Here is a 1807-nt window from a genome sequence, read left to right as displayed (position 1 = left end):
TAGACTTAGAATTTGCCCTCTATACTCTATAAAGTGTGTCCAACTAAATGTAGCCTATCCATTTCTACATTATGAAGAGTTCAATTATTTCTGTTTCAGTTGATTTAGCAACACTTCAGCCCCTTTAGGAGAAAGGGTGATGTGATTAAATAATGTGAAGTTATCTGGCGTAATTTCTCCTGTTACTATGCAAGCAGCTTGTGGCGCATACTTTCGTAAAATAATTTCCTCGCCATCAATGAAAATTTCAACAGGGTCTTTTTCGTTGATTTCAAGCGTTCTGCGTAGCTCCATTGGGATAACGATACGCCCTAATTCATCGACTTTGCGTACGATGCCAGTTGATTTCATGGTCGTGTCCTCCTAAAACTTACTTCTTTTTCTCATTCGATTTCAAAAGCTCTTCTAAACGATTTTCATAAGATGCACGAATACGATCGTTTTCAGCCTGAAGCTCTGTGATACGAGCATTGTATGTATCAAGCTGAGCCTGTAATTTCTCCTGGTATTCACGTTCAGCCTTTACGATAGCACGCTCTAATGCAAGCTCATGGCGTTCTTGTAGAAGGGCAGTTGCTTGTTCAGCCTTCGCTTTTTCCTCTGCTAATGCTTTTTCAAGTTCAGTGGCTTTCGCTTCATTCGCTTTTGCTTCATTTGTAGCAGTCGTTAATGCCTGTTCAAGTTGTTGCTTTTCAGTAGCAGCAGCTGTGAGTAGTGCCTCTTTTTCTTCGGCAAATGCCACCTTCAGTTGTTCATTTTCCTCTGCATAGCCTTGATACTTCGTTACCAGTCCTGTTAATGAATCATTTTTCTCCTTATACTCTGCGATAAGGAGTTGGCTGTTTTCAGTCGAAAGGCGACCTTCCTCTAGCTGTTTTGCTTGCTCTACTTGAACTGCCGTAAGTTCTTGTTTTTCCGCTTGAAGGGTCTGAACAGTTTGTTTTGTTTGATGTAATTTTTCTTGTAGCTCTAGCATTAGTTGTTCTTTCTTTTCAAGTTGCTCTGATACTTCACGTACAGCATGATCTTTAAAATAAATAGACTGTTGCACCATTCCCACTACTAATTCATAAATACGTGTCGTATGAAGTTCAAGCTCTGTTAAGTTACGTGAGTATTCAGGGGCGTTTGTTTGTAGTGCTTTGACCTCGTAATTAGCTAGAGCGTTTTGAAACCATTCTTTTGATGAAAGTCCACTTGTTTCAATTAAGAATTTTGCACGTTCGTAATCTTCATCGCTTACTTTAAAACCAAATGTTTTATCTGCCATTTGAATTCCTCCAAGTTAACTAAAAGTTATTGATATATTAAAGGTTAACTGGTTAACCTTATTAAATTAGTAATTCTCTAAATTATTCTATTTACCTCTTTATTTCTGAATTTTAGACATTTCTATGTTTCTAGTTTTTCTAGTAGTTCGTAAACAGTATAGTGAGGTGGCTCATTACTGTTAGAATAGCGTATTATACGATATTTTAAATTCTCGGTCTTATAGACAGAGGTGGTTTCATTTAAGTAATATTCCAAAATTAAAGGTTGACTCTCGGTAATTGTTTTTAATGAAGCAGAATCGATTAGTTCATTGTCATAGATTAATTTGTAATCTACAGAATTGCTACGATTGAATAATGGCAATAAGATTACAAGACAAATTATAAAATCAACAACTGAAAATATAAGTGCTTGTATTAAAAATTCAGTTGTCAGAATCGCAACTTCTTTTGTTTTTAAATGGCCTACTGCGAGGGCAGTTAAAATCGCGTATGTAAATAGTATGGTCAAATGTATTTTATATTGTTCATTTAGG

The 1807-nt window shown here is 36.1% G+C and carries 3 protein-coding genes; all 3 read right to left on the bottom strand.

Annotated features, from left to right (window positions below):
• Positions 1–84: 84 nt before the first annotated feature.
• A complete protein-coding gene (locus QI30_RS20190) occupies positions 85–351 on the bottom strand; it encodes an AbrB/MazE/SpoVT family DNA-binding domain-containing protein (RefSeq protein WP_126992088.1) in 267 nt (88 codons plus the stop codon).
• A 19-nt stretch (positions 352–370) separates the two neighbouring features.
• Positions 371–1270 carry a hypothetical protein gene (locus tag QI30_RS20185; RefSeq protein WP_126992177.1) on the bottom strand — a complete coding sequence of 300 codons (900 nt, stop codon included), beginning with the start codon at positions 1268–1270 and terminating at the stop codon, positions 371–373.
• 122 nt (positions 1271–1392) lie between these two features.
• A partial coding sequence (locus QI30_RS20180; RefSeq protein ID WP_233600659.1) for a hypothetical protein occupies positions 1393–1807 on the bottom strand: 415 nt, incomplete at its 5' end.

It is taken from the genome of Candidatus Kurthia intestinigallinarum, from assembly GCF_003991225.1.
In the GTDB taxonomy this organism is placed as follows: Bacteria; Bacillota; Bacilli; order Bacillales_A; family Planococcaceae; genus Kurthia; species Kurthia populi.
Note: the sequence above shows the minus strand (reverse complement) of the source record. Positions and strands in the feature narration are given on the sequence as shown.

Bases quoted from the DNA above. Each gene is read 5' to 3' on its own strand.
- QI30_RS20190 (WP_126992088.1), bottom strand. From the start codon at position 351: ATGAAATCAACTGGCATCGTACGCAAAGTCGATGAATTAGGGCGTATC.
- QI30_RS20185 (WP_126992177.1), bottom strand. From the start codon at position 1,270: ATGGCAGATAAAACATTTGGTTTTAAAGTAAGCGATGAAGATTACGAA.